Genomic DNA, 26,804 nt, shown 5'->3' with positions numbered 1-26,804 from the left:
CGGCGCCTCAGCCCGCGAGCCACTCCCGGGCGCGGCGCTCGAGATCCGCGTCATCGGTCGCGGCGAGCAGCTCGCGCACACCCTCGGGCTCCTGCAGCCGGGCCACCAGGTCCTGGAGCGCGGTGAGCTGGCTGTGCGAGTCGGAGAGCACCAGCATGACGATCAGCTCCGCCCAGATGGTGCGCTCCCCGGACGAGCCGATCTCACCGAACGCCACGGGGTCTCGCGGGATCGCGATGGCGAGACCCGGGGTCAGCACATGCTCCGGGTCGGTGTGCGGGATCGCCGCGGGCACCAGAGTGGGCAGGCCGGTGGGCTGCTTCGCCTCGCGCAGCAGCACCGCGGCTTCGAAGGAGTCGGTGACCGCGCCGATCTCCCGCAGCCGGGCGGACAGCGCCCTCAGCGCGACGGGAGCATCGTCTGCCTCGAGGCCGACGATCGCGGCGCCGGGCAGAACGGTCGCACCGCCCAGCGACACCTCCGCGGTGCTGTCACCAGCGGTGCTGTCAACGGCGGCGATGTCAACGGCAGGGTCGGCCGTGCTGTCAGCAGCAGCGTTGTCAGCAGGGGCGCCGTCGGCGCTGTCCTCGTTCATGCTCCGGCTCCTTCATGCGCCACACTGCGCTCTGCCTGCTCCACGACCTCAACGGTGAGGTGCGGTGGGCTGTCGATCCTGCGCTGTCCCGACGCCGGTCCTGTCCCGGCGCCGGCCGCAGCAGGATCCCCAGATCCTAGTGCGCGTCCTGCCCGGAGGGCGCCGGTTCAGGCGCCCTGGTGCCCGGCGAACTCATCAGGGTTCGGGCCCCGGCGGGCGCCGGCACCCTTGTCCAGCGCGTTGATCTGCGCGATCTCGTCCTCGGTGAGGGTCAGCTCGAGGGAGGCGAAGTTCGAGTCGATGCGCTCGGGGGTGACGGACTTCGGGATCACCACGTTGCCCAGGGCCAGGTTCCAGGCGATCAGCACCTGCGCGGGGGTGGCGCCATGGGCCTCGGAGATCTGGGTGATGACGAGATCCTCGAGCTCGCCGCCGCCCTGACCGAGCGGTGACCAGGACTGGGTGACGATGCCCTTGCCGGCATGGAACTGACGCAGCTCGGACTGGTGGAGGTACGGGTGCAGCTCGATCTGGTTGAGCACCGGCAGCACACCCGTCTCGGACTCGAGCGCGATGATGTCCTCGATTCGGAAGTTCGAGGTCCCGATCGAGCGGATCCGGCCCTGCTCCTGCAGCTCCACGAGCGCCTTCCAGGTCTCCACGGCGAGGCCCTTGGAGGGGGCGGGCCAGTGGATCAGGTAGAGGTCGAGCTCCTCGAGGCCGAGATCCTCCATCGTCGCGTCGAAGGAGGCGAGGGTCTTGTCGCGACCCTGGTCCTGATTGGGGACCTTAGAGGTCACGAACACCTCGTCGCGGGCGAGGCCGGAGGCCTTCAGGGCCTGGCCCACCCCCGCCTCGTTGTTGTAGCCGCGGGCGGTGTCCACGTGGCGGTAGCCGGCCTCGAGGGCCCTGACCACGACCTCCGCGGCGACCGCGTTCTCGACCTGCCACACGCCGTAGCCGAGCTGCGGGATCGAGCGGCCGTCACGGAAGGCGATGCTGGGCGAGGTGGTCATGATGCTCCTTGCTCTGGGGGCACGGCAGGTGGCCGCGTAGGTCAGCCCTTCCAGACTAGCGGCTCAGGCCCGGCTCACTCCCAGGGAGATCGGCCGGTCGCTGGGGTCGGACTCGAGCCAGCGGGCGAGCGCGGGCGGTTTCACGTCGTAGCCGCCGAGGCGGTCCAACGGCAGCCAGGCAGTGCCCGCCTGGCGGCCGTCCGGAGCGGTGCCCTCGCCGGGCTCCTCCCCCTCGGCCAGCCCGCACCAGTAGGCCACGTTGACCTGATGGAAGGGCGCGATCGGGGAGTCGTCGCGCACGCTCCGCTCGGTCATGAACTCGTACAGGCAGGCCACCTGATGCACCTCGACGCGTGCACCGATCTCCTCCTGGCACTCTCGGATCAGGGCGGTGGGCTGGTCCTCGCCGTGCTCCTGGCCGCCGCCGGGCAGCTCGAACATCTCGTGCCCGGCGGGGTGGACGTAGCGGTTCATGAGAACCTGCCGGTTCCGGACGATGAGCGCCTTCACGGCCACCCGGGGAGTCCTGGAGCTCATGCGCCGGCCCCCTCATTCCCGCTGGCGGGCGGGGCCTGATGCCCGGGCGGAAGGATGCTCGCCAAGCGCAGCTCGAACCGTCGGCGCAGCTCCTCGTCATCGGTGGCATCCAGCAGGTCCTGCACGGCGGTCTCGTCGCTGAGCAGGCCCATCAGCTGCTGCAACGCTGCGAGATGCTCACGGGTGTCGGTGAGCAGCGGCATCGCCACCAGGCGCACCTCGACGGTGCCCTCGCGGGTGCCCATCTCCCCGAACGTCACGGGGCGGGCGAGCGTCGCCACCGCGAGTCCCGGCGCCACCACGTGCTGCGGATCGGCATGCGGGATCGCGGTGGGGATCGGTGTGGGCAGGCCGGTGGGATAGGTCCGCTCCCGGGTGCGCAGCGCCTCGGGGAAGTCGACGGTGACCGCCCCGGCGTCCAGCAGCCGGCCCGCGAGGGAGAGAAGCACGTCCTCGCTGTCGGAGACGTCCAGGTGGGCCAGGACCACGGTCAGGACGAGGGGCGTGGCGGGCCCCTCGGCCGCAGGCGGCGTCGGATCTGTGCTCATGGTTCCTCCCCGGGTGGCGACCCCCTGATTCTGGCACCTTCCCGCCGCCCGCCTGCGTACCCTGGGCTGATCCGGCCGGGCGCGTCCTGCGCGCGCCGCCAACCCCATATGACCAGGAGTGCCCATGCCTGCCCCTCGAGACTCCGCCGTCGTGGTGCGGGCGGCGCGGCTCTATTACGAGCAGGGTCGATCACAGACGGAGGTCGCGCAGGAGCTGGGGCTGTCCCGCTCGAACGTCTCGCGGATCCTCACCCAGGCGCGGGACCGCGGGATCGTGGAGATCACGATCCATGACCCGGAGGGTCCGCCGCGCCGTGACGAGGCCCTCGAGGCGGCGCTGCGGGCCGCGTTCTCCCTCCGTGCGGTGCATGTGGTCTCCGCCCCGCGGGCCACGGCGATGGAGTCCGTGGCTCGCGAGGGTGCCGCGATGCTCGCCGAGCGGGCGGCGGGCGTGCGCAGCATCGGGGTGTCCTGGGGGCGGACGGTCCAGAACGTGGTCACGCAGCTGGAGACCCTCCAGCTGCGGCCCATTCCGGCGGTGCTGCCGCTGGTGGGCGGGCACAGCGCACTGGACCAGTTCGATTCCGGGGACTCCGTGCTGAAGGTGCTCGCCTCCCGTCTGGGGGCGACGCCGCAGACCCTCTACGCCCCGGCGGTGCTCGAATCTGCGACCACGGTGGCGACGCTGCGCGCCGAGTCCAGCATCGGCAGGGTGCTGGCGGCGGCCGCGCAGGTGGAGCTCGCGCTCGTGGGCATCGGCTCGCACGGGGTGCATTCCTCCCCGCACGTCCTCGAGCTGATGCGGCTGAGCGACTCCGAGCGGGCCGTCTTCGAGGCCCAGCAGCCGGTGGGTGATGTCTGCGGGCGCTTCATCGACGCGCACGGAGTGCCCCTGGGGGCGCCGACGGATCAGCGGGTGCTCGCGGTGACCTTCTCGGAGCTGCTGCGGATCCCCGAGGTGCTGGGAGTGGCCGCCGGGGCGGAGAAGGCGGAGGGGGTGCTCGGAGTGCTGCGCAGCGGAGCGATCGACACCGCGGTGTTCGACGTCGACCTCGCCCGCGAGGTGCTGGCCCGGGCCTGAACGTGCTGACGGACCGGACCGGACCGGACCGGCCGATTCCGAGCCAGATCCGGCCATTTCTGGCTCGGAATCGGCCGATCCTGGTGGCGCGCTACGGCAGCGCAGGGCGGGCGGCGGGCCGCGGCAGCGCAGGACGGACAGCGCGCCGCGGCAGCGCCGGGCGGTGGCAGCGCAGCGGCGTCAGGCCTGTCCCTTGAGCACGTGCTCGAAGCGGGCGGTGAGCTCGTGGTCCACCGGCAGCTCGGCCTCGTCGAGGTGGGTGATCGGGGCGGCCAGCCGGGTCGAGGACAGCAGCCAGGCACCGTCGGAGCCGGTCACGTCCTCCACGGTCATCAGCTGCTCTGTCACTGCGGCGCCCTCATGCTCGGCCAGCCAGTCGAACAGCGTTTTCACACTGGTTCCGGGGAGCACACCGGCACTGGCCGGAGTGGTGAGGAACTGCCCGTCGCGGCGCACCAGCAGCGTGGACGTGGGTCCCTCGAGCACATAGCCGTCGCTCGCGACGAACAGCACATCGGCCGCGCCGCGCCGCTTCGCTTCGCGCACGGCGGCCATGTTCACGGCGTAGCTGAGGGTCTTCGCGCCGGGCAGCAGCCAGGGGCTGGTCCCGGCGACGGCGGTGGACAGGCCGCGGTCCAGCGCCGCCACCCGCATCCCGGCCCGGTACGGGGTCCAGTCGTCGGAGACACGGGCGTGGATCCAGCAGGTGGGGACGCCGACGCCCTCGATGCCGCGGGTGTACATCACGCGCACGCTCAGCTCGGCGACCGGATCATGGGCGGCGATCGCGGCGTCGACAGCCTCGGACAGAGTGGCGAGGTCCGGTGCGGGCAGCTCGACCTGGGCGGCGCTGCGGGCGAGCCGCGCCAGATGGGGGCCGACGTTCACGGGCACGCCGTCGAAGGCGCCGATGGTCTCGAAGACGCCATCGCCGCGGGTCGCGACGAGGTCGGTGACCGACAGCTGTGGGACGGTCGCGTCGGCCAGGTGGAAGCGGGCGCCGCCGTCCGTCGGGGCGCCGGTGGCACCCGGGACGAGGACGAGGACCGGAGCGGGAGAAGGGCTGGTCGTGGTCATGTCACGGCTCCTGATCGGGGGGCCTCACGGGGGTGGAGGCGGTCCGTCCAGGGTAGACCCCCGACCGGGAGGGCACGCTGCGCCGGGGCCGAGAGGCTGCGCCAGGGCCAACGGGCCGCCATGGCGCCGAGAGGTCGTGCGGACCCCGATGGGTCAGGAGTGCCCGATGCGGTCGCCGATCACGGAACCGCTGGCAGCACCCGGGTCGAGCGCGTCGCCGAGCATCTCCAGCAGCCGCTCGAGCAGGGAGCGCGGCCCCTGCTCCCCGTCGTTCGTGATGCGTCCGGCGGGTCCGGAGCCCGCGCTCTGCGCAGGACCGTTCTCCAGAGCCTGAATACCCGCCGAGCGGTCACCAGCCGGCGCTCCCTCGCTGGCCCCCTCAACCCCGGCTTCCGCACCGGTACCGGACTCCCCGCCCGCGCCGCCGCCACCGGAGCCGCCGCCCGAGCCTGATGCGCCACCGGACCCGGAACCGCTGCCGGAGCCGCCCGCGGACTCGCCACCGCTGCCCCCTGCAGCGGAGTCCTCACCTGCGGCGTCCCCACCTGCGGAGTCCTCACCGCCAGCGCCCCCCAGCGCGGCGGGCTCGTCAGAGAGCAACGAATCCTGCGGGGTGATCTGACCGGATTCTCCGATCAGGTTTCCGAGACCGCCGGCGAGGCCGAGCCCGGCCAGCAGGCCCTCGAGCGCGAGACCCATCCCGATCGCGCTGCGGATCATGTCGGCGAGCAGGCCACCCAGCAGGCTGCCGAGGAAGGCGCCCAGGAACGCCGCGCACCCTTCCGGGGTGCTGAGCACCTCGCGCAGCAGCTCCGCGAAGGGGCCGCCCCGACCGGGGCCCGTACCGCGCAGCGCGTCCTCCACCATCCCGAGCAGGTCGCGCAGGAACTCTCCGGGGCTCGACCATCCGCCGCCCCCGGACCCGCCGCCGAATCCGCCGAGGGGGCCGTCCGGTGCGGAGGCGGCCTCCTGCTCGTCGGCATGCTGGGCGAGTCGGCGCGCCCGCTGGCGCAGCTCGACCTCCTGGTCCTGCAGGGAAGGACGCACGACGCCGGACCAATCGGCACGGAAGCGATCGGCGTCCTCTCCGATCCATTCGATGTTCTCGATGCTCGAGGTCAGCAGGGCCTCGAGGTCAGCGAGCGCTTCCGCTCGGCGCGAGTACACCGTCCCCATCGTCCGCAGAGCCTCGGTGTCCGCGCCCCAGAATGCGTTCATCAGCCGCCGGTCCCCTTCTTCATCCCCATGACCGGCCGCGCCGGATCCCCCACTTGTCGGTCCTACGGTAATGACTCCCCGACCCGAGGGCCATGGGGAGGACTACCCATGCTCCGGCCTGCACCGATGCCCGAGAGCAGGTAGCGGACAGGCCGTGCTCGCACAGCAGTCAGGAGCCCCTGAGCAGCTCCCGCACCCAGGAGGGCAGGCGACCCTCGCCGACGCGGGCGGCGAGCAGGTGCGCGTAGGCCGTGTCGATCCCCCCGCGCCCGTCGAAGCTGCCGGGGTCCCGGTCGTAGTTCATGTCCGTCTCGAGCCGGATCCGTTCCGGTTCCTGCGGGCTGCGGCTCGCCTCCAGCCGGAGGGAGACGAAGGCCTGCTCCTGCTCAGCGGCGGCCTGCTGGAGAGCATCCAGCAGCAGGGTGATCTGCGAGTCGGTCGCGAAGGCGGCATCGCCTCCGCCAGTGGTTCCGTCGCGGTCCGTGATCACGAGCCGGCCGGCCCATTCCTCGCCGTGAGGGATGAAGGCTGCTGCGACGGCAGCCCAGTCTTCGGAGAGCTCGAGCGAGCTCAGCAGCACCCCGGCGAGGTCATGGACGAGAGCGCCCTGGCGTGCCATCGGAGAGTCGGACGGAGGCGGGGTCTGGGTCATCAACGGAGATTCCTCCACACGGGTCGGTTCGCAGTGTCGTTCAGGAGTGCCGGTCAGGAGTGTCAGCCGGGGAAGCGGGCTCCGTCAGGATAATTGGGCAGGTGCTCCTCCACGATCTGCTCGCCGTTCTCGTGGATCCGCACGTCATAGCCGCTGGGCACGTACTCCCAGGGCTCGCTGCCCTGCTCCGGGCTGACGCCCTCGGGCTGCTCCTCGCCCCAGGTCACGCGGGTCTCGTACGAGTAGGAGCTGCCGTCGTCGGCGATGCCGTCGGCCATCAGCGATTCAAAGGAGTAGATGGTCTCCGCCCCGCTGCGGGCCTGGTTCACCTCATCCCACTGCCGGGTGTAGTTGATCTCCTCGCGGATGCCGCCGAGCTGGCGGGCCAGCATGTGCCCGGCGTTGAACTCGACCGGTTCGGAGGTGCCGTCCCCGGCCATGTCCCAGCGCTCGGCGATCTTCGACTGGATCGACTGGCTCCGAGACATCTCGCGGTCGACGATGACGTCGGGAACGTACATGTGCTCGGTGCGCCCCAGCTCATCGGTGCGATAGAAGGTCGAGTCGTTGACGTGATACGTCGCGTCGGGGAACACCTCGCGGAGGTTGGGGTTCATCTCCTTTCCCCCGCCAGTGGCCTCGATGTAGGTGATGCGGCCCTCGCCGTCGGTGTAATAGGTGCCGTGGTCTCCCACGTCGTAGGTGGTGTCCGGGGAGAGGTCGAGCGGGGCACCGTCCGCGTCCAGGCCGAACGGTTCGTCGTCCGCGACCGGGGCGAGTTCATGGTCACCGTCCACGGTGACGGTGGAGGCGGTCTCCGGTGGAATGAGCTCCATGCCGGAGTCGGGGAAGGCGAGCCCGCTCTCGCCGACCGCCGCGGAGACGTCCAGGGTGTTCACCGCAGCCCCAGCGGTCTTGGCATGCATGGTCGGCGGGACGCCCCCGGCCATCAGCCGGAGATCTGCGGCAGCGAGGGTCGCCATGGTGCCGACGGCGGCGGAGGCTCCGGCGCCCCGGAGCAGGTCGGTGCGGGATATGGGCGGTGGTGGGGATACGACGGGCGGCGCCGCGTCCCGGCCTCCTCCCCTGCCCGCAGGCCCCTCTCGTCCCACGCCGCCACCTCCGGCGGTTCCGGCGGAGGAGGTCTCGTCCTGTTCCCAGGCATGCGCATCGAGCTCTCGCTCCTGCTGCCGGAGCCGGGAGACGCGCGCGAGCAGTCCCGGGCGCACCTGACCGCTCCAGTCCGCGCGAAAGGACTCGGCATCCGGCCCGACCCAGTGGACGGCGTCGATCACCGCGCCGAGCCGAGCGGCGAGGTCGTCGATCCGTTCGCTGCCGCCGCCGAGAGCGCCGGCCGTCTGCCGCAGCACCTCGGTGTCTGCTCCCCAGAAACCGGTCACGTCATCTCCCCCGCTCGTGGCCACGTGGCATTCACGCTACGGAGCGGCGTCGTGCCGCGGGAATGGGGAGTTCTCCCCATCAGGCGTGGCGGCGCCGAGAGTTCACCGGTGCGCCACCGGACGGCCAGGGCGAACCTGGCCGCCCGCGGAGTTCAGCCTCCCAGCACCGCGATCACGCGGCCGTGCCGGCTCCAGGCGACGTGCGTCTCGAGCGGGTCACCGGGCACCTCGAGCTCCATCAGGTCCACGCGCGCGCCGACCGGTGCTTCACGCAGATCGGCGACGGCGAGCGCGCCGACCGGCAGGTCCGAGAGACCCGAGGCCGCAGGGTCCTGCAGGGGCACCTCGACGCCCTCGGCGAGCTCGGTCATGCCCAGCAGCTCGGCGAACAGGTGCTCGTCCATCAGCTGCTCCGCGGCGTCGGTGCGGGCATCCTTCGAATCCTCCGCGACCGGTCCCCGCTCGGCGAGCGTGACGAGGGTGGCCTCGAGCGCATCGGCGAAGCGCACCAGATAGGCGCCGAGGTCGGGGGCGGCCAGCTGCAGGGCGAGGTCCTCGCCGATGCCGTAGACCGCGCCGGGCGTGCCATCCGGGTCCAGGGCGAGCACCACGGCCGCCTCCGGCGTCTCGTACAGGGGGTAGAAGGAGGTCGCGTCGCCGAGCAGGGTGTAGGGGCCCACGTCGGTGCGGTCCTCGATCTGGAGGGTGAGCATCGTCAGCCCGCGCACGATCACCCCGCCCAGCTCGTCGGCGATCTGCTCGAGGGCGGGCGGCGGATCAGCCGAGACCTCCTCCTCGGTGACGGCGAGGCCGGGGATCGCGGCGGCGTCCTGCTCGTAGATGTTGACCAGCGAGGCCAGTCGGTCCAGGACCGGGCGCACAGAGGCCAGCGGCAGCACCTCGGCGTCGGTGGGCCAGGGCAGGGAGGAGTTCATAGGCGTGCTCACACGCTCAGTGTGTCACGCGGGAACGGGCCGGTTCAGGGCAGTGCCGGTGAGCCTGGGCTCCTACCGCTCGTCCCTCGCAGCACGTCGCCCAGGCAGGACCAGATCGCCTGGGCTCCTACCGCTCGTCCCTCGCAGCACGTCGCCCAGGCAGGACAGGAAGGCGTCGGGCCGCGCCGCCGGGGCGGGTGACCGACGCGGTGGCGCCCTGGCGCTCCGGGTGCGCGGCCCGGTAGGCCTCCAGCCAGCGCTGCCCGAACTCCTCGGCGCCGTCCGTCGGCACCAGCGCCCAGACACTGCCCCCGAACCCTGCTCCGAAGGCGCTCGCTGCATGGGCGCCCAGCTCGCGGGCGAGTCGCTGCAGCGCGATCGTCTCGGGCACCTGGTTGCGCAGGCCCTGCTCAGCACCGGACTGGGACTCGTCGACCAGGCGGCCGAACTCCTCGAGGTCCCCCTCCTCGAGGGCGACCGCGGCGGCGGGGATCAGTCTCTCCGACTCGGTGAGGAACTGGCTCAGGCGGCCTCGAAGGTACTCGTCCTCCGCGGTGAGCTCTCGCAGCCGGGCCACCGCCGCGGGACCGCTCGCGACTGCTTCAGCGAGGGTGCGATCTTCGCGCCCGGAGTCCTCGCGCCAGCGGCGCAGCGTCTCGGTGACGGCGAGGGAGACGCGGTTGTAGGCGCCGAGCGCGGCGCCGGTCTTCGCCGCCTCGACCCCGCTGACGGCGACCACGAAGGCAAGCTCGGGGCCGAACGCGATGGTGCGCTCGTGCCGCACCGGGCAGAAGGAGTACTGCACCAGGGCGTCCTGGACCCCGCAGAGCATGGCGGTGTGGTCCTCGCTGCCACCGAAGGTCCCGACCCCGCGGTAGCCCTCGAGAGCGCCGAAGCTCTGACCGTTCTCGACGGTGCCGAGGTACTCGCCGAGCTGCTCCGGGGTCGTGATCTCGGCGGTGAACGCTTCGTCGTCGGCGATGTCGGCCAGGTCGATCAGCGTCAGGGCGAGCCCGACCACGAGCGCTGAGGAGCTGGACATCCCGGCCGCGAGCGGGAGGGTCGAGCTGATCGTGATGTCCGCGCCGCGCAGACGGCCCGGGAAGTTCGCATCGAGCCGGTCGGCCACGGTGCGGACATAGCCGCCCCAGTGACCGTCGGCTCCGGCGGGGCGTGCCTCGCGGTGGTCGAGGTCGACGGTGACGGTGCTGCCCACCACCTCCGAGTGCACGGTCAGCACCCGATCCGGGCGGGCCGTGGCGGTGATGGTGTGGCCGGCGTCGACGGCGGCGAGCAGTGAGCGTCCCCCCGCGTAGTCGGTGTGCTTGCCGAGCACCTCGATGCGGCCGGGCACGAACCAGGAGACGGAATCCCCCTCGATCCCGGCGGCGAGCTGTGCAAGCACATCGCTCACAGCGCCACCTCGATCCCGGCGAGCGCCGCCTGGACTGCGGCGACGTCGCCGCGGGAGGACATGTCCAGCACACCCACCGCAGCGGGGACCACCGTGAACGCCTCTCCCTCCTCCAGCAGCAGGCGGACGGCGTCGATGATCTCGAGCTCCCCGCGCACCGACGGCTCGATGCGCTCGCAGGCATCGAAGATGGCGGGCGTGAACAGCCAGGCGTTCATCGAGACCGGGGCGTCCTCACCGTAGGCGGCGAGGGTCTCGTCATCGGGCTTCTCGACGATGTCGCGCAGGTGGCCCTCAGCATCGGCTGCAATCAGCGCGAAGGCTCGGATGCGATCGGCGGGGATGTTCGAGCTCCGGACCAGGGCGGCACGGTCGAAGCCGACCAGTGCGCTGCCGGGAGCTGCGGCGAGAGCGGCGAGCGCTTCGCGCGGGTAGTAGTTGTCGGAGTTCAGCACGATCACGCGCTGGTCTCCGGCGAAGTCGCGGGCGGCGGCGACGGCGTCGGCGGTGCCGCGAGGCTCGGCCTGGATCGCGGTGGTCACGCTCACCCGGCCGCCGCTGATGCGGGCGGCGTACTCGCGCAGCATGTCGTGCTCCGGGCCGATGACCAGGCACAGCTCCGTGACGCCGGCGTCGGCGAGGACGGAGATGACGTAGTCGAGGAAGGGGCGACCCACGTCGATCAGGGCCTTCACCCCGCTGGCGGCCACCTGGGCCTGCTGCTCATCGAGCTGTGCGGTGTCGTCCGCTCGGCGCATGCGGGTGCCGAGCCCGCGTGCGAGGATCACGGCCCGGGTGGGGGCATCTGCGGGGATTTCCTGGTTCTGATCAGCCACGCAGGAAGTGTACGGGGGGACTGCGCCGAGTTCTCAGCCGCCCGGGATGATCTGCTCCTCGAGCGAGTCCGCGGGGAGCTGGCCCTCCTGTGAGGCGGCGATGACGTCGCTGGCTCGGGGCACCGAGTCCCAGGTGTTCCACAGCAGCACGCCCTCGACCGCGCCGTCCTCGAGGTAGTACACGACCGCGGCGCTGCGCTCCGCATTCCACACCTCGCGCATCTCCAGCTCGGCGTCGAGTCGTCCCACCGCCTCGTACCCGTCGTCGAAGAGGTCGGAGAAGAACAGCGGCGTATAGGAGTACTCCTCCGGCGCCAGCGAGTCGTCCAGCAGGGCGCGCGCCATATTCCTGCCGGCGACGGTGCCGGAGGCCTCGGCATGGTCGACGTGCTCGACGTGTCGCAGCCCCAGCAGCGGGTCGTCGAACAGAGCGATGTCGCCGGCGGCGTACACATCCTGCTTGCTGGTGCGCAGCTGAGGGTCGACCACCACCGCCCCCTGCTCGAGGTCGATGTCCGCATGTGATGCGAGGGTGGTGTTCAGTGACGCGCCCAGGCCCAGCACGACGACATCTGCATCGAGGCTGCGACCGTCCTCCGCACGCAGCACGAGCTTCTCACCGGCATCGACTCCGGCCAGGCGGAATCCGGGCACCATGGTGATCCCGTGCGCGGTGAAGGTCTGCTGGACATGGTCGGAGATCGAGGCGGGGAACAGATGCTCCAGGAGCCGCTCTCCGGAATGGGCGAGGGTCACCGCAGCACCGGTGCGGGTCAGCGCCGCGGCGACCTCGGAGCCGATATACCCGCCACCGACCACCACGACGCGGGCACCGTCCACCGCGAGCCGGCGCAGATGCCGGTAATCCCCGACGGTGCGCAGGTAGGCGACCCGGTCATCGCGAAGCCCCGGGAGCCGACGGGGCGAGGCCCCGGTGGCCAGCAGCACCTTCCCGAAATGGGTGCGGTTCCCGCGGGCGGTGACCACGCTGTGGGAGGCGGGCAGGAGCTCGGTGACCAGGGTGCCGGTGAACAGCTCGGCGCCGGTCTCCTCCGCGGTGTGCAATTCCTGGCTGCGAGGATCGGGGTCCTCGCCATGCCAGAGGGCCTTCGACAGGGCCGGGCGGTAGACGGGAGCGTGGGGATCCGCAGAGAGGATCGCGATGGTGGCGTCGGGGTCCGCCTCACGGATCGCCCGGGCCGCTCGGTCCGCGGCGATGCCGCCTCCGATGATCACGTGGTCGTAGCGGTGCTTGAGGTCCGACATCGCAGGCTCCTTCGCCGAACGGATGGGTGCTGCCACGATATTCCGCAGCGGTCACTTCAGCAACGTCTCCGGCCCCGGCCTCTCCTCCACAACGCCTGGTCATCCACATCCCGAACCCGGACGCGGCGCTGCGGACGGCTGCGATGGTGCACTGCCGTCATGACCGATACACCGCTGACGGCGGCCGAGGAGATGCTGCGGGATCTCTCGGCTCAGCTGACCGACCCCGTCCCGCCCGAGTGCCTGCTGTGCTACGTGTTCCGCATGCTCGAGCACGGCTGTCGCGGGCTGCGCTGGGCCCGCCGCTACCGAGACCTGCGGGCGCCGCAGGCGACCGCTCTGGTGCGGCGCCTGCGCCAGGTGGGCGCCGGCTGCGACTGCGAGATCTTCTGGAACGGGTACGTCCTGCACGATGAGCATCTGGTGCGCACGATCCAGCGTGACCAGGACGGCCGTGCCCATCCCGGCGAGCTCGAGTACCCCGAGCTGATGCCGGCCTGCCAGGGTGCCCGGACGGGATCGACCCGGCCCTGCGCGCTCTGGAGACGGCAGGGCCGGTACCGGCCCTGGTGAGGTGAGACGATCACAATAGCCATCTGCATACGTGCCCGCGGTGCGGACGTGCTTGGATGAGCGCCATCATCCCGCCACCAACTGGAGGTCACCATGGGACGCGAGATCGGCAGCACCGAGTACACCCGTTCCCAGCGCACGCGCTACCGCCGGGAGCTGCGTCGGAACCTCGACCTCTTCGAGACCTTCCTGGACACGGCCGAGTTCGTGGACGAGGGAACCGTCGGGGTCGAGCTCGAGATGAACCTCGCCCAGACGGACACCATGGCTCCAGCCCTGATCTCCGATCTGCTGCTCGAGGATCTGGACGACGAGGACTACGTCCACGAGATCGGCCGCTACAACCTCGAGGCGAACCTGCCTGTCTCCCGCCCGCAGGGTGAGGGGCTGCGCGCCCTCGAACGCGAACTGACCGAGAAGATCGACCGCGCAGATGCCGCCGCCCAGGCCCGTGGCGCACGGGTGATCCCCATCGGGCACCTGCCCACCATCACCGAGGAGCTCTTCTCGGGCGACGAATGGCGCGCCCCGGGCGCCCGCTACGAGGCGCTCGAGAAGAGCGTCCTCGAAGCGCGCGGGGAAGAGATCTACCTGAGCATCGAGGGCGAGGGGAAGGGCAAGGGCCTGGACGCGACGTTCGACTCGATCGCGCCCGAATCCGCCTGCACCTCGATGCAGCTGCACCTGCAGGTCCCTCCGGAGCAGTTCGCCGCCGCCTGGAACGCCGCTCAGGCGATCGCCGGACCACAGGTGGCGCTCGCCGCGAACTCGCCCTTCCTGCTGGGCAGGCGGCTGTGGCACGAGACGCGCATCCCCACCTTCGTGCAGGCTCTGGACACCCGCCCGCCCGAGCTCGCCACCCAGGGCGTACACCCGCGGGTGTGGTTCGGCGAGCGCTGGATCACCTCGATGTTCGACCTCTTCGAGGAGAACGTGCGGCTGTTCCCGGCGCTGATCCCCGAGTCGCGGGAGATGGCTGAGGAACCCCTGCTCACCGAGGGCTCCTCACCGCGGCTGCATGAGCTCATGCTCCACAACGGCACCGTCTGGCGCTGGAACCGGCCGATCTACGACCCCGGCGTCGACCTCCCGCACCTGCGGCTCGAGAACCGTCTGCTGCCGGCGGGGCCGACGCCCGCGGACATGGCCGCGAATGCCGCGTTCTTCTACGGCATCCTCCACTCGCTGGTCCATGAGCGACGGCCGCTGTGGTCCCGGATGAGCTTCGAGCAAGCCGCCGAGGCCTTCCAGCAGTGCGCCCGGTGGGGCCTCGAAGCCCGGGTGCGGTGGCCCAAGGTGGGGAGGGTGCGCGTGGCGGATCTGCTGCTCGAGCAGCTGATACCCCAGGCCATGGAGGGACTGCGGAACCTCGGTGCGGATGCGGACGTGGTCGAGCGCTATGACGGCATCCTCTCCGAGCGTGCCCGCACCGGCCGCAACGGCGCCCGCTGGCAGATCGACACCGTCACCTCGCTCGAGCTGCGCGGTGCGACACGATCCGAGGCTCTGGCGGAGATGACCCGTCTCTACCGGTCCGCGGTGGACACCGGCGAGCCGGTGCACGCCTGGCCGGTCCCGGCCCGCCAGCGCGGCTGAACCCGGCTCGTCCCGCCGTGGCGACCGATGGGGAGCTCTCCCCATCGCGCCGTCCGCTCGGCGCGCTTACCGTTGCGAACCAGCAGTGGGCGCACCAGGCGCACGCAGGGTTCATCAGGGGGATATACGGACATGGGCGAGTTCTGGGGGCGGACACCGAGCAGCTGCAGGACCTCTACCGCGATTTCGAGCGGGGCTCGGACTCGATGGAGGACGAGTTCAAGCGCGTCGGCAACAGCATGTTCGCCTTCAACCGTCCGTCCTGGGAGGGGCCTGACGCCGATGCGTTCTACGCGGAGTGGGAGCGCATCTCGAACGAGGCGCGCGATCTCTACACCGCCATCGAGGAGATGGGACGCCAGCTGCGCGACGAGGCGCAGGAACAGGACGACGTCTCGGAACCCGAGGACGGCCTCTGGGAGACCCTCAAGGACCTCGGCGGCACGCTTCTGGCCGGCTGGGGGATCCTCACGGACACCGCCCAGGCGATCTGGGACGGGCTCAAGGAGGGCAGGATCGACTGGCCCGCCTTCCGAGAGGGTGGGAGCCGCTTGAAGAACTGGTGGAACGGCGCCGAGTTCGACAAGAAGCTCGGCCGGCTGCTCGAATCCAAGGGATTCAAGCGGATCTCGAAGCTCATCCCGATCGTCGACATCCCCCTCACGATCGACGGGATCATCAACGCCGACGATCCGGTCGAGGCCATCTTGGGCGTCGCCGGACTGGTGGGGTACATCCCCCACCCCGTCACCATCGGCATCGGACTGGTCGCCGACGTCATCTCGATCGCCGACTGGGCAGGCGAGGAGTTCTTCGACTTCGACCTGAGCCGCGAGGTCGGCGACTGGTTCTCCGACACGATGAACGACGGCTTCGACACCAAGCGCTGGAACCCCCTGCTCGTCTGACGAACCCCACCCTCCCGTTCCCACCACCGTTCCCACCCCGACCCCGAGGCAGAGATGACCACGCCGCACACCACCACCGATCACGACACCCTTCACACCCGCCGCTCCCTGAGCGCCGCGGCCTCCGTCCTGCGAGACGGCACGCGCGAGCGCGTCGAGCTCGGATCCTTTCTGGACGAGGAGCTCGCTGTCCTCCTGCAGGAGACCGGGCTCCCCGACTCCGAGGTGTGGATGCCCTGGGCGGAGCAGCATCCCGGCGGGGTCGAGGCCGGTGCCGCGAGCGTGCGACGGATCCTGATGCGTCGCCACCAGCTGGTCCCCGAGGCGGTCGCCGCCGAGCTCGAGGAACGTGAGCCCGAGATCGCCGATGAGGCACTGGTCGCAGATCCCACGACCGCCGGGACGCTCGTCCTGCGCCGCAGCGCCGTCGCGGTGACGACCGCGCTGCGCACGATCTACGTCGAGGACGCACCCCGGGAGCTGCGCTGCTACTTCTACCATCAGAGCGTCGGGGTAACCCTCGAGGAGACGGTGACCGCCGAGGGTCTCCACTCCTTCGCCGTCCTGCCCACGCCTGCAGTCGGCGAACGCCTCGTGCGGGTCGTGGACCCCCGAGGCGTCGCCTCCACAGACTCGGAGATGCGGGAGGTCTCCGCGGGAGCGCCGCCCGAGGAGTGGGGCGCGGGAATCGCCGAGGGCACCCGCCATCTCACCCAGGTCGTCACCTCGACCCCCGACAGCGCGACGGCCCGCAGCGCCTCCTTCCACGCCACCGACGAGGCCGTGCACGTGGTCGTCGCCGACTCCGTCACCGCCACCCCGGATGACTCCGCCGTGCTCCGGATCGCGCAGGTCGGGCCCGAGTCGCTGCGGGATGCCCTGGGCCAGCTCATCACCGGCGAGCACGCCGCGGCGCCCGACCCCGCGTGACCTTCCCCGGCGCCCCGATGCCATACTCGGCTCCCATGGCACAGCAGACTTCTCTCGGCCCTCGGCTGCAGCGATATCGCACGCGGGTCCCGATCCTCGCGGCGATCGGCTGGCTGAGCGTCGGGCCCTTGATCATCCTGGTCACGCTCGTCGTGGCCGGGGTGTGGAGGCTGCCGGAGCTGCTGCTCGTCACCCTCATCGGCGTCATCATCACCGCGGCCATGGCGGCATATCTGCTGTGGAGCGGCTCTGCGCATCTGGATGTACATGCCGGCGGCGTGGTGGTGGGGCGGAGCATCCTCGCAGGCCGTCCCCGGGAGCTGCGGTTCACCGAGATCCACCCGGCGACCCTTCGCGTGCACACGGGGATCGACAGCCTCCAGCCGACATGGGACCGTCGCTTCCGTCGCCCCTCGAGCGCCCACCTCTTCCTGGGGCCGGGGGCTGACCACGCCGTCAGCTTCCTGGGCCCCGACCGCGACTCCGAGCTCTCCGGCACCGCACGGCCCCCGGTCCCAGGACGCGGGATCATCGTGTTCGCCTCCCCCGCAGCGGAAGAGATCGCCGATCAGCTGCGCGCCGGGCTCGAGCGGGCGGGATGTCCTCCCCCTCTGGCCCGGGAGTACCTGCGGCACGGAGTGCGGAAGCTGCCCGGCAACGGGCTCCGCGCGCGGCAGGAGATCCCCGGCATGGAGTATCGCTGACCGCGGTCGGGACCGCGGATCGGTGCCGCAGGCTCGAGTGACGTGATCCACACGCGGCAACTGGTGGTCCACATCATGGGACGCCATCTCATCGGGCGATACCATGCGGGGCATGAGCACTCCATCCCCCTCGACCACGGAGACGCGACCCCCCGCTGCGTCCACCGCCCGCACCTCAGAGGACCGCTCCGCGCGCATCGCGGTGACCGTCTTCCCCGCCCTGATCCTCGCTGCCGCGGCCTTCGGCTTCTTCGTGCCGAGCGTCGATCAGTCGCTGGCGCAGTTCACCAGCATCTACCTGGGCATCATCATGTTCGCCATGGGCCTCACCCTCACGGTGCCCGACTTCGCCCTGGTCGTGAAGCGACCGCTGCCGGTCCTCATCGGCGTCATCGCCCAGTACGTGATCATGCCGCTGATCGGACTCGGCATCGCCGTGCTGCTGCAGCTCCCGACGGAACTCGCCGTCGGCGTGATCCTGGTGGGCTCCGCCCCAGGTGGCACCAGCTCGAACGTCATCGCCTACCTGGCTAAAGCCGATACCGCCCTGTCGGTGACGATGACCTCCATCTCCACGCTGCTCGCCCCGCTGTTCACCCCGATGCTGACCCTGTGGCTCGCGGGCTCCTACCTGCCCGTGGATGCCGGAGCGATGGCGATGTCGATCGTGAAGATGGTGCTCATCCCGGTCATCGGCGGCCTCGTGATCCGGCTGATCGCCGGCACGCTGGTGGACAAGATCCTGCCCGCGCTGCCGTGGGTCAGCGTCGCCGGCATCTCGCTCGTGGTCATCGCCGTGGTCAGCGGCTCCACCGAGGCGATCGTCACCGCCGGCGGCATCGTGCTGCTCGCAGTGGTGCTGCACAACGGCGTGGGCTACCTGCTCGGCTACTGGGCCGCCCGCCTCCTCCGCCAGGGCGAACGCGCCGCCCGCACCACCTCCATCGAGGTCGGCATGCAGAACTCCGGCCTGGCCGCGACGCTCGCCGCGAGCGCCTTCAGCCCGACCGCCGCGCTGCCCGCCGCGATCTTCTCGATCTGGCACAACCTCTCCGGCGCCGTGCTCGCGATGTACTACCGCCGCAGCGCCGACAAGCATCAGGTCGATCCCTCCTGATTCGCGCCTCCGGCACGCAGAAGGGCCGACGCACCGCTCTCGCGGGCGTCGGCCCTTCTGCGTCGTGCTCTCCCGCCGCTCAGCGGAGCTCGGTCAGCGGGACTCGTCCCGCCCCTGCTCCGGAAGTTCTGCCCTCGCGCTGCCGGTGCGCGAGGGCAGGGTCCCGGTTCCCACCGCCGACGGATCGGCGCCGTCCTCGGCGGACTCCTCGTAGATGTCGCTCATCACCGGCACCTCCGAGGTGAAGGTCGGCTCCACGACGTAGTCGTCAGTGTCGTACTCCTCGTCCTCCTCGCGGCGCTCGTACTCCTCCGGCGGCAGCACCTGCGCCCATTCCCGGGTGCGGATCGGCGGCAGCTCCCCGGCGTCCTCGCGGAGGGCTCGCAGCAGGGCGTACATCTGGAACCAGCCCATGATGAAGAACGGCAGTCCCACCAGGATGATCGTCGACTGCAGAGCCTCCAGCCCGTCGGAGCCCGAGAACACCAGCAGCGCAGCGGTGACCAGCGCGATCGCCACGCCCCAGAAGATTCGCTGACCCAGCGGGTTGAAGTCCTCGTGACCGTTGGCCATCGAGTCCGTGACCAGCGCGGCGGAGTCCACCGAGGTGACGAAGAAGATGATCACCAGGATGATCGCGATCACCGAGATGACGAACGCGCCCGGGTAGTGGTCGAGGAAGGCGAACAATGCGCCGGGGATGTCCCCGTCCTCGACCACCCGCTCGACCAGCCCGCCCTCGCCGTTGAGCTCGATGTCGAAGCTCGCATAGCCGAAGACGCCGAACCAGATCACGGAGAAGGCCGAGGGCACGGCGAGCACCCCGGCGACGAACTGGCGGATGGTGCGGCCCTTCGAGATGCGGGCGATGAAGATGCCCACGAACGGCGACCAGGTGATGGTCCAGGCCCAGTAGAAGACGGTCCAGGTGTTCTGCCAACCAGTGTTCGCGAAGGTGTCGTTCCACAGCGCGAGCTCCGGCAGCGCCACCAGGTAGTTGCCGAAGGATTCGATGGTGCCCTTGAGGATGAACAGCGTGGCACCACCGGCGAACAGCACGAAGAGCAGCAGCAGCACGGCGACGACGATGTTGAAGTTCGAGAGCACCTTGATGCCCTTGTCCAGGCCCATCGACACTGAGATAAGTGCGAGACCGCAGACCACGCCGATGATGATGAGGTTCCAGCCGGCGCTCTCGGGGACTCCGAACAGCTGGTTCAGCCCGCCGTTGATCTGCAGCGTCCCCAGGCCCACCGAGACGGCGATGCCGAACACGGTGCCGATGATGGCGATGATGTCGATCGCCTTGCCGAGGGGTCCGTGGATACCCTCACCCAGCAGCGGCTGGAAGATCGAGCTCACGCGCGGCGGCAGGTTCCGCTTGTGGATGAAGTAGGCGAAGCACAGTGCCGGCAGGGTGAAGATCGTCCAGGTGTGCAGCGTGAAGTGGTAATAGGTGAAGTTCATGGCGTCGCGCGCGGCGGCCAGGGAACCGGCCTCGATGCCGAGCTCGGTGGCGCGCGGTGGCGCGCCGAAGTGGCTGACCGGCTCGGCGACACCCCAGAACATGAGGATCGAGCCGATGCCGGCGGCGAAGAGCATCGCGAACCAGGCTCCGCCGGAGTGCTCCGGCGGTTCGTCATCCGGCCCCAGCTTCACGCGGCCGAAGCGTCCCGCCGCGATGACGATCAGGAAGGCCAGGAACACGGTGACCCCGAGGATGTAGAACCAGCCCAGGTTCGTCAGCAGCCAGTCCGAGGCGGCGTTGGTCGCTCTGCCCATGGGCTCGGTGAAGGCGATCGTGCCGACCACGAAGGCGATGATGACCGCCGCCGAGCCGAAGAAGATCACGGGTGAAGTGCGCAGTCGCAGCGCATCATGCAGTCTGGTCAGCATGGCCAGTCTCCTCGTGGTGCGGAAGGCGTCTGGTGCGGTAGGGCGTCGTAGGGAGCGAACTCGACCGGACCGTTGCGCCGTGGCGAGGCAGTCCGGCTCTCCGACAGTACCGCAGAGGTCGGTCTGGTCCCGGGGGAGTTCTCCCCATCGCGCGCCGGTGGACCTGCCGATACCGTGGGCACCATCAATCGAGCGTCATCGTGGAGGAGACCATGAGCAACCCCTACGGCGTGCCGAGCGCACCTCCGCAGAAGAGCCGTACCGGCCTGTACGTGGGCGTCGCCTGCGGCTGTCTCCTGCTGGTGACGATCCTGGTGGTGGTCATCGGCGTCGGTCTCTGGCTGTTCTCCCGCGACGGCGGCGGCGAGGACCCCACCAGCGGTCCCAGCACCAGCCAGACCCCGTCCGAGGATCCGACCACGGACGATGATCCGACGGATGGCCCCACCAGCGATGATCCGACCGACGACCCGATCGAGACGCCCAGCGACGATCCCTCGGCAGATCCCACCTCGAGCGCGGGTTCCTCGTTCTCGATCCATGTCTCCGCACCCTCGGAGGGCGCCACGCTGGACACCCAGGACGAGACCCTGGAGACCGAGAACGGGAAGTTCATCGGCGTCGCCGTGACCATCACCAACAACGGCACCGAGGACATCGGCCTGGCGGGCGCGAACTTCCGCTTCTACGACGACGCGGGCACCGATCATCCGTTGCGCTACGCCTCGTTCTCGACCTCGGGGCCGCAGGTGGCTCCCGGCGAAGAGGCGACCGCGCTGCTGTACGCGGATGTGCCCGAGGACATGGTGCTCGAGAAGATCAGCTACACCGATGAGGTGGGCACGGGTGGCGAGGAGCTCAGCTTCCCCGTGGGCTGAGCGACCGACCGGTCTGGACCGGTCCCCGCGCAGGCCACGAGCACATCACGCATCGCCGGCCGTCGCACTCAGGGATTGACCAGCCTCACCCCAGTGGTTTTTCCGGAAGCCGGGGTCTACTGGTCTCAACGCGTCACCGGAGGACCTGCCGACTGAGGAGGAAGCAGGCTCCGACAATCCGGGGGCGCGGGGGAAAGGGATGGCCCCGGCTCGTGGGGACGAGCCGGGGCACTTTTCTGTCCCGGGACACTTTTCTGTCCTGAGACACATTTCCTGTCCGGGGATCGTGATGCGCCATCCGAGACCGCGATGCGCCGTCCGCGGAGATCTCCGGTCGGTCTCAGACGCCGGTGCTGCTGAGATCACCCTGCGCGCGCTGCGGATGCTGCCCGGCCGTCCGCACCACGCTGACGTGGACGAGGAGCACGAGGGCGCCGACCCCGAGAGCGGTGATCACCACGATCAACGGCTCGCTGCGCAGCAGCTGCGGGATCAGCCGCGCCGGGACCAGGGCGGCGAAGGCGAAGGCTGCGAGGGTCCCGAGATAGGAGCCGATCATGAAGCCGCGATGGACGCCCACGTTCCCGGCACGGATCCCGAGGATCGCCACGACCATGCACACCAGGGTCCAGATCGACAGCCCGTGCAACCACGAGAAGCCGTCGGGCGCGATCCAGAAGCTCGAGATGCACACCGTGAGGATCGCCGCCACCCAGGTGACCCCGACCAGCCGATGGGCGAGGTCTCGGCGGCGACGCAGGATCTGCAGCGGACCCAGCACCAGCACGTAGGTGGCCGCGAGGGCATGCAGGGTGATCACTGGCGTGAAGGCGTCCATGGGGTGCACGATAGTTCCGCTATCCCATGCCGCGCCATCAAGATAGTTGCTGGTCGGCACACTATCCACGGTCGCCACGACGCACAGACCCGGAGGTCCTGCGATGCTGTTGGCAGAGCTGTCCGAGGCCAGTGGGGTCTCCACCGCCTCGATCAAGTACTACCGGCGCGCGGGGCTGCTTCCCGCCGGGGAGCGGCTCACCGCGACCCGGCAGGACTACGGGCCCGCCCATCTCGAGCGCCTCGAGCTGATCCAGGTCCTGCGGGAGGTCGCAGGGGCCCCGATCACCCGCATCGCACAGCTCACCGCGATCCTGGACGACCCCGAGCAGACGCTGCTCAGCGCACTCGGCGCGGCCCAGCTGATCGTCCTGGGCCTGCCCGTCGAGGAACCGGACACCGCAGCGGAGGGCCACCTGGAGCACCCGTCGATCACCCCGCTGCTCTCGCACCTGGGCTGGCCGGATGCACATACCGCACCGCGGTGGGCGCTGGATGCGCTCCTGCGCTCGCTCGAGAGCTGGGGGATGCCGACGGATCTCGAGACGCTGCGCCGCTACGCCGAGCCGATGGCCGAGATCGCTCGGGCCGACATCGCCTCGATCCGGGATCAGTCCGGGCAGCCCGGCACGGAGGTCAGCGACGACGTGCAGGTGATGCGGGCGGTCGCCGGCGCGATCGCCTTCGACCGGATGATCCAGCTGCTGCGCGCCCTCGGGCACACGTCGTACAGCATCCTGCGTGCCCGAGGCTCAGGCTGAGCTGACGTCAGTGCCGCAGGTCGATCCCGAAGACGCGCCGGATCTGCGCGACCGCATGCCGGGTGAAGCGGCGGTCCGAGGGTGTCGAGGCGAAGGGCAGCACCAGCCCGGGATGCTGCGGATGGGTGACCCGGCCGTGCGTGGAGCCCGGGGTGACCACGAACCCCGCGCCCTCCATCCGGCGCAGCAGCTCGCGCCGAGAGGTGGGGTGGCGGGTCCCCTGCCCACCCCGGGTGCTCGGTCCGGCCGCTGCCTCGGCGATGTCCAGGGCGGGTTCGTACTCCGCTGGCCGCACGGACAGTGCATAGCGGGTCGAGAACAGGCCGATCACGGCGTTGTCCGCCCGGCGCACCTGCACCACCAGCTCCGCGCGGAGGAAGTGGTCGCTCGCGCCGGCGTCCGCGGTCCAGGCGTCCTCCGGATCGGCGACCGTCTGCACGATCTGCTCCGAGGGCAGCCCGGCCACCCCGACGGAGCGGATGTCCGCGTCGGTGATCCGCAGCGGCCGCGGCACGGGGCGCGGGTCCTCGGCGCTCAGCGTGTGCACGGCGCCCGGCGGCGCGCTCGGCACCGGGCGCGGGAGCTCGACGGTGCGGGCACGGCGCTGCGGCAGCTGGGCCGACGGGCTTCGTTCCCCGGCCGTGGCCCGTTCCCGATCTGCGCCCTGATCCGCTGCCTGCTCGCTCCCCGGGTTCGTCTCGCTCCCGGGGGGCCGTCCGCTCGCGCTCCAGTCCACGGGCCGCACTCGCCGCGCGGGATCGCTGATCCCACGCAGGATCTTGGGGGTCGGCCGCGGTCGAGGTGTGCTCACCCCTGAGATGGTGGCATGCCGGAGCCGTCCGCTAGCGTTGCACTCGTCGACGTCGCCCTCCGTGAGGATCCGTGTGCCTGCTCGCTCCACCGTCATCCGTCCGTCCGCCGCCCGTCTCGCCGGGGCCCTGTTCGCGGTGACACTGCTCGCCGCCGGCTGCGGGGCGAGCGCGCCGGAACCGGAGCGGCCGCTTCCCGCCTCCGCGACCTCCGCAGCCTCCGACGGCGGCGGCACCTCCGATGGCGGTGGTGCCTCCGATGGCGGCGGACAGACTGCGGCCGAGGTTCCCCTGGAGCCGTATCCGGTCACTCCCGCGCCTGAGGGCTTCGTCCCGCCGGAGGCCTGCTCGGGTGAGGGCGCCTACCTCGGGAAGGTCGGGAGCACGGCCACGCCTGAGCTGCCGGAGCGGGCCGGGGAGACGCTCGCCATCGACGTGGTGGGCATCGAGGGCGAGGACGCCCAGCTCACGGCCACCGTCGGGGAGGGCAGCCCGCGGGAGGTCGAGGCGGTCACCCTCGGGGAGAGCGTGACCATCGATCTGTGGACGATCTCCGTCACCAGCGTCCGCGGGGACACCCAGCAGGTCGAGTTCGACCTCATCAACTGAGCGCCCCCGCGCCCCCGCGCACCCTCCGCTCGGGGCTCAGGCCAGGCGGGCGCGACGGACCAGCCAGAATCCGCCAGCCACGAGGGCCAGCGCCGTCGCAGCGATCGCCGCCGCGCTCACGCCGGTCCGGGCCAGCACTCCCGAGCGCGCCCCCTCGGAGCCCGCTTCGTCATCGGTGCTGACGGAGACCTGAGCACCGCCAGGGGCCTCAGCTACGGGACGGCCACCCTCAGCCCCGGAAGCTGCCGAAGGTTCGCCGCCATCGCTCGGCGTGGGCGCCGGCACAGGATCAGCATCCTCGCCAGCCTCCTCGTCGCCCTCCTCGTCACCCGCACCTGGTTCCGGGGCAGGACCGGGCTCCGGCGTCACCTCAGCCGCACGCTCGCATGCCGGATCCAGCAGACCGATCCCGCGCAGCGCGTACCCGTCGGTATCGGCGTCATCGGCGAACCAGGCCCGGCGCACGCCGTCGGTGCAGACCTCGGTCGGCTCAAGAGCTACGCCCTCATTCGCGAACTGGGCGGGCATGCCGTCGGCGCGGGCGAACACCGCGGAGGCAACCACCGGAGCGCCACCGAGCTGGTACTGCACGGAGACGCCGTCGAGGGCCTCGTCGGCGAAGGCCCACAGGATGTTCGAGGCGGCGTCATAGTCCAGTGCCATCAGGCCGGGCAGCGGAGAGGGCAGGGTCGCCACCAGCACGGCGTCGCCCCCGGACTGCAGGGCGAGGGCGTAGACGTCGCCGGTGTCCTCGAGGACCACGAAGGCGTAGGCCTCGGCGTCCGGGACCTCGGCGCCCAGCTGCGCGAAGGCGTGCACGGGCACCATCTCGATACCCTCGAGGCCACCGTTCGCGGAGGTCGCCGGCAGTACGGAGGTGAGGTCCCACTCGGAGACTGCGGTCAGCACGTCCCCCTCTGCGTTCGTGTCATAGGCGAGCACGGTGTTGCGGGAGGTGCCCTTGGCGGCGTTGTCCCGCTCTACGGAGAGGTAGATCCGCCCGTCAGCGCCCACGGAGACGCCCTCTCCGTCGGGCTCTCCGGTGCCATCGGCGAAGAGCGTGTGCTTGCCGCCGGTGGGCCAGCCGTCCGACTGCTGCCAGGTGCCGTCAGGCGCCGGGACCAGGCGCGAGATCTGGCCGGCATCGTTGTTGACACCCCAGAGCACCGTGCTGCCGTCCTCGAGGGTCTGCAGGTCCAGACCCGAGAGGTCCTCGCCCCACTCCCCCGCGTCGTCGAGGGCGGTGAGGTCCCCGTCGGTGGGCAGCGCCGTGGTGACCACGGGCTCGGCGGTGCCGCAGTCGTTCTCCTCGCCCGGGGTGGCGGCCCGGGAGGGGACGTGCTCGCCTCCGCACAGGGCGTTGGACTCGGTGACGTGCTCGGTCCAGGAGACCTGGCCGAGCAGCGTGCCGTCGGGGTCCTGCAGGCGCACCTGGTCCTCGCCGCCGAGTCCGTAGCCGAGGTCGTCGCCGGCGATCAGCAGCAGCGCACCCGGCGCGAGCACGGTGCCGGCGGGCAGCGTGTGGACGTGCTCGTCGTCGGAGTCGAGGATCCGGTGGCCGCTCAGGTCCACGGGCTCGGAGCCGAGATTCTTCAGCTCCACGAAGTCATCGCCGCTGGAGTTCGTCTCGTTGATGACCACATCGCCGCAGGCGTTCGGAGCCCCAGGGGTCAGGACGTGGCTCATGCCGAACTCGCCCTCGCCGCCGCCGCAGCGCTGCCAGGACGGGAAGGCGTGAGTGTCCTCCGGCCACTTCGCGGCGTCGACCAGGTCACCGTTCGGGGCGAAGATCCGTGCCTGGTCACCCTTGCCGAGCCCGAACGGCATCCCCTGGAACAGGTAGCGCTCACCGGGGGCGAGCTCGGTGCCAGCGGGCACGACGGCGGGGTCCTCGGCGGGGCGGTCCTTCTCGTCCAGCAGGTACCAGGCGGAGAGGTCGATCGTGCGGTCCGAGACGTTCATGATCTCGGCCCGGTCATCCCCTTCGGAGACGACCTCGGTCACGCGGATCGCCTCGGCGTCCGGGTGCTCCGCGGCGGCCGGCGGCGGGACGTACGGGCCGGAGTTCGCCGACCCCTTGGTGACCTCGGCGGAGGCGGTGACCTCGCCATCGATCACGATGTAGCTGGTGGGAGCGTGCTCGGTCCAGGCGAAGGAATCGATCAGCGTGGTGCCGTCGGCGGCGAAGAGCCGGGCGATGTCGGCCTTGCCGAGCCCGAAGTCGAAGCCGCCAGGGACCGCCTCCGCATGGTCGAGGACCAGGTGCTCGCCGGCGACGATCACGGTGCCGGCGGGGATCGTCCAGTCGCGGGCATCGTCGTCGTCCTTGAGGAACCAGCCGGAGAGATCCACCGGCCCGGCACCGGTGTTCACCAGTTCGATCCAGTCCTCGCCGCCGTCGGGGTCGTCAGACTCGACCTCGGAGATCAGCACGTCGGCCGGGGCGGCGAACGCGGGGGCCGACGGCGCGAGCACGACGGCGGAGACCAGTGGTGCGGACAACGCGAGAGCGCCGGTCAGCGCACCGAGACGGTGAAGCGCGGGACGCCGGACGGCGACGTCCGACGGCGAGGGGGCAGGGCTGGGGCGCACAGAGACTCCTGGGTCATCA

The 26,804-nt window shown here is 70.8% G+C and carries 26 protein-coding genes; 10 read left to right on the top strand and 16 right to left on the bottom strand.

From position 1 onward, the window contains the following. Positions 1–7 precede the first annotated feature (7 nt). The 4 genes from ACT3UF_RS09120 to ACT3UF_RS09105 form a co-directional block, all read right to left on the bottom strand. Positions 8–595: a PTS sugar transporter subunit IIA gene (locus ACT3UF_RS09120; protein WP_441445337.1), complete on the bottom strand. Its 588-nt coding sequence runs from the start codon at positions 593–595 to the stop codon at positions 8–10. 167 nt (positions 596–762) lie between these two features. Then, positions 763–1,611: an aldo/keto reductase gene (locus tag ACT3UF_RS09115; protein ID WP_441445336.1), complete on the bottom strand. Its 849-nt coding sequence runs from the start codon at positions 1,609–1,611 to the stop codon at positions 763–765. A 63-nt stretch (positions 1,612–1,674) separates the two neighbouring features. After that, positions 1,675–2,148, bottom strand: coding sequence for an NUDIX domain-containing protein (locus ACT3UF_RS09110; RefSeq protein WP_441445335.1), 474 nt, complete (start codon positions 2,146–2,148; stop codon positions 1,675–1,677). Next, the gene (locus ACT3UF_RS09105) at positions 2,145–2,696 is read right to left on the bottom strand and encodes a PTS sugar transporter subunit IIA (protein WP_441445334.1); all 552 of its coding nucleotides are present in this window, start codon (positions 2,694–2,696) and stop codon (positions 2,145–2,147) included. Before ACT3UF_RS09105 ends, ACT3UF_RS09110 begins: the two co-directional genes overlap by 4 nt. Before the next feature lie 124 nt (positions 2,697–2,820). On the opposite strand from ACT3UF_RS09105, the gene ACT3UF_RS09100 reads away from it, so the two are divergent. Beyond that, entirely contained in the window at positions 2,821–3,777 is a 957-nt protein-coding gene (locus ACT3UF_RS09100; RefSeq protein ID WP_441445333.1) for a sugar-binding transcriptional regulator, read from the top strand. A gap of 180 nt (positions 3,778–3,957) precedes the next feature. On the opposite strand, the gene ACT3UF_RS09095 is transcribed toward ACT3UF_RS09100, so the two are convergent. The 8 genes from ACT3UF_RS09095 to ACT3UF_RS09060 all read right to left on the bottom strand — a co-directional run bounded on the left by ACT3UF_RS09095 (position 3,958) and on the right by ACT3UF_RS09060 (position 12,575). Next, positions 3,958–4,854, bottom strand: coding sequence for an aminodeoxychorismate lyase (locus ACT3UF_RS09095; RefSeq protein ID WP_441445332.1), 897 nt, complete (start codon positions 4,852–4,854; stop codon positions 3,958–3,960). A gap of 153 nt (positions 4,855–5,007) precedes the next feature. Then, positions 5,008–6,072 carry a hypothetical protein gene (locus ACT3UF_RS09090; protein ID WP_441445331.1) on the bottom strand — a complete coding sequence of 355 codons (1,065 nt, stop codon included), beginning with the start codon at positions 6,070–6,072 and terminating at the stop codon, positions 5,008–5,010. Between the two features lie 169 nt (positions 6,073–6,241). After that, positions 6,242–6,724 carry a hypothetical protein gene (locus tag ACT3UF_RS09085; protein ID WP_441445330.1) on the bottom strand — a complete coding sequence of 161 codons (483 nt, stop codon included), beginning with the start codon at positions 6,722–6,724 and terminating at the stop codon, positions 6,242–6,244. A gap of 62 nt (positions 6,725–6,786) precedes the next feature. After that, complete coding sequence (locus ACT3UF_RS09080) at positions 6,787–8,124, bottom strand: DNA/RNA non-specific endonuclease (protein WP_441445329.1); 1,338 nt, start codon at positions 8,122–8,124, stop codon at positions 6,787–6,789. A gap of 152 nt (positions 8,125–8,276) precedes the next feature. Next, positions 8,277–9,071, bottom strand: coding sequence for a hypothetical protein (locus tag ACT3UF_RS09075; protein ID WP_441445328.1), 795 nt, complete (start codon positions 9,069–9,071; stop codon positions 8,277–8,279). Positions 9,072–9,186: 115 nt separating this feature from the next. Beyond that, entirely contained in the window at positions 9,187–10,473 is a 1,287-nt protein-coding gene (locus ACT3UF_RS09070) for a galactokinase family protein (protein WP_441444022.1), read from the bottom strand. Beyond that, on the bottom strand, positions 10,470–11,309 hold the full coding sequence (locus tag ACT3UF_RS09065; protein WP_441444021.1) for a nucleotidyltransferase family protein: 840 nt from the start codon (positions 11,307–11,309) through the stop codon (positions 10,470–10,472). The genes ACT3UF_RS09070 and ACT3UF_RS09065 overlap by 4 nt, the downstream gene beginning before the upstream one ends. 33 nt (positions 11,310–11,342) lie before the next feature. Continuing rightward, the gene (locus ACT3UF_RS09060; protein WP_441444020.1) at positions 11,343–12,575 is read right to left on the bottom strand and encodes an NAD(P)/FAD-dependent oxidoreductase; all 1,233 of its coding nucleotides are present in this window, start codon (positions 12,573–12,575) and stop codon (positions 11,343–11,345) included. A 159-nt stretch (positions 12,576–12,734) separates the two neighbouring features. Between ACT3UF_RS09060 and ACT3UF_RS09055 the strand changes: the two genes are divergently transcribed. The 6 genes from ACT3UF_RS09055 to ACT3UF_RS09030 all read left to right on the top strand — a co-directional run bounded on the left by ACT3UF_RS09055 (position 12,735) and on the right by ACT3UF_RS09030 (position 18,403). Further along, a complete protein-coding gene (locus ACT3UF_RS09055; protein ID WP_441444019.1) occupies positions 12,735–13,148 on the top strand; it encodes a DUF2695 domain-containing protein in 414 nt (137 codons plus the stop codon). 93 nt (positions 13,149–13,241) lie between these two features. Then, positions 13,242–14,744: a glutamate--cysteine ligase gene (locus tag ACT3UF_RS09050; RefSeq protein ID WP_441444018.1), complete on the top strand. Its 1,503-nt coding sequence runs from the start codon at positions 13,242–13,244 to the stop codon at positions 14,742–14,744. A 17-nt stretch (positions 14,745–14,761) separates the two neighbouring features. After that, positions 14,762–15,652 (top strand): WXG100 family type VII secretion target, encoded by an 891-nt coding sequence (locus ACT3UF_RS09045; protein ID WP_441444017.1) that lies wholly within the window; start codon positions 14,762–14,764, stop codon positions 15,650–15,652. Positions 15,653–15,706: 54 nt separating this feature from the next. After that, the gene (locus ACT3UF_RS09040) at positions 15,707–16,582 is read left to right on the top strand and encodes a hypothetical protein (RefSeq protein ID WP_441444016.1); all 876 of its coding nucleotides are present in this window, start codon (positions 15,707–15,709) and stop codon (positions 16,580–16,582) included. Between the two features lie 35 nt (positions 16,583–16,617). Beyond that, positions 16,618–17,286 (top strand): hypothetical protein, encoded by a 669-nt coding sequence (locus ACT3UF_RS09035; RefSeq protein WP_441444015.1) that lies wholly within the window; start codon positions 16,618–16,620, stop codon positions 17,284–17,286. 112 nt (positions 17,287–17,398) lie between these two features. Continuing rightward, on the top strand, positions 17,399–18,403 hold the full coding sequence (locus tag ACT3UF_RS09030; RefSeq protein WP_441444014.1) for a bile acid:sodium symporter family protein: 1,005 nt from the start codon (positions 17,399–17,401) through the stop codon (positions 18,401–18,403). 93 nt (positions 18,404–18,496) lie between these two features. On the opposite strand, the gene ACT3UF_RS09025 is transcribed toward ACT3UF_RS09030, so the two are convergent. Further along, on the bottom strand, positions 18,497–20,299 hold the full coding sequence (locus ACT3UF_RS09025; RefSeq protein ID WP_441444013.1) for a BCCT family transporter: 1,803 nt from the start codon (positions 20,297–20,299) through the stop codon (positions 18,497–18,499). A 212-nt stretch (positions 20,300–20,511) separates the two neighbouring features. On the opposite strand from ACT3UF_RS09025, the gene ACT3UF_RS09020 reads away from it, so the two are divergent. After that, on the top strand, positions 20,512–21,177 hold the full coding sequence (locus tag ACT3UF_RS09020) for a DUF4352 domain-containing protein (protein ID WP_441444012.1): 666 nt from the start codon (positions 20,512–20,514) through the stop codon (positions 21,175–21,177). 340 nt (positions 21,178–21,517) lie between these two features. Here the strand turns inward: ACT3UF_RS09020 and ACT3UF_RS09015 are convergent, their stop codons facing one another. Continuing rightward, the gene (locus tag ACT3UF_RS09015) at positions 21,518–22,015 is read right to left on the bottom strand and encodes a DUF2306 domain-containing protein (protein WP_441444011.1); all 498 of its coding nucleotides are present in this window, start codon (positions 22,013–22,015) and stop codon (positions 21,518–21,520) included. 103 nt (positions 22,016–22,118) lie between these two features. Between ACT3UF_RS09015 and ACT3UF_RS09010 the strand changes: the two genes are divergently transcribed. Continuing rightward, complete coding sequence (locus ACT3UF_RS09010; protein ID WP_441444010.1) at positions 22,119–22,775, top strand: MerR family transcriptional regulator; 657 nt, start codon at positions 22,119–22,121, stop codon at positions 22,773–22,775. Between the two features lie 7 nt (positions 22,776–22,782). Here ACT3UF_RS09010 and ACT3UF_RS09005 read toward each other — a convergent pair whose 3' ends face one another. Next, entirely contained in the window at positions 22,783–23,586 is an 804-nt protein-coding gene (locus ACT3UF_RS09005) for a hypothetical protein (RefSeq protein ID WP_444599115.1), read from the bottom strand. A 73-nt stretch (positions 23,587–23,659) separates the two neighbouring features. On the opposite strand from ACT3UF_RS09005, the gene ACT3UF_RS09000 reads away from it, so the two are divergent. Continuing rightward, positions 23,660–24,193 (top strand): hypothetical protein, encoded by a 534-nt coding sequence (locus tag ACT3UF_RS09000; RefSeq protein ID WP_444608280.1) that lies wholly within the window; start codon positions 23,660–23,662, stop codon positions 24,191–24,193. Positions 24,194–24,229: 36 nt separating this feature from the next. On the opposite strand, the gene ACT3UF_RS08995 is transcribed toward ACT3UF_RS09000, so the two are convergent. Further along, positions 24,230–26,785, bottom strand: coding sequence for a lamin tail domain-containing protein (locus ACT3UF_RS08995; protein WP_444608279.1), 2,556 nt, complete (start codon positions 26,783–26,785; stop codon positions 24,230–24,232). Positions 26,786–26,804 lie beyond the last annotated feature (19 nt).

The organism is Brachybacterium sp. AOP24-D1-21 (assembly GCF_052378665.1).
In the GTDB taxonomy this organism is placed as follows: Bacteria; Actinomycetota; Actinomycetes; order Actinomycetales; family Dermabacteraceae; genus Brachybacterium.
The sequence above is the reverse complement of the archived record's forward strand: the minus strand, read 5'-3'. Positions and strand labels throughout refer to the sequence as shown.